We start from the raw sequence: 278 nt of genomic DNA on the forward strand, positions 1-278 counted from the left end.
CAATTGCAGTGTGCGATCGAACAGGTACATTTTGGTGCCAATCTCAAAAGACTCAGTCTCTTCAGGATCGAACCGGTTGCTTTCCAGATCTGCTACGGGATTACCGGGAGTTTGACCTACTTGGCCGTTCAGGTTCAGACCACCAGCTTTGTAACCCTGGGCATAGCGACCGTAAAAGGAGGTGCTGTCCGAGAACTCAAAGTTCAAGCTGGTCGCGACGGAGATGTTGTCATCGTCGTAGTCATCACTGGTGGATCCCACAGGTGGGTGAACCTGCA

Annotated in this window: 1 protein-coding gene; it reads right to left on the reverse strand. The window is 51.8% G+C overall.

The window, feature by feature from the left end:
• Nucleotides 1–261 (reverse strand): TonB-dependent receptor domain-containing protein (locus tag ACTG33_RS06090; RefSeq protein ID WP_439134308.1); only part of this gene is annotated, 261 nt, incomplete at its 3' end.
• Nucleotides 262–278 lie beyond the last annotated feature (17 nt).

It is taken from the genome of Pseudomaricurvus sp. (genome assembly GCF_965662505.1).
Classification (GTDB): domain Bacteria; phylum Pseudomonadota; class Gammaproteobacteria; order Pseudomonadales; family Cellvibrionaceae; genus Pseudomaricurvus.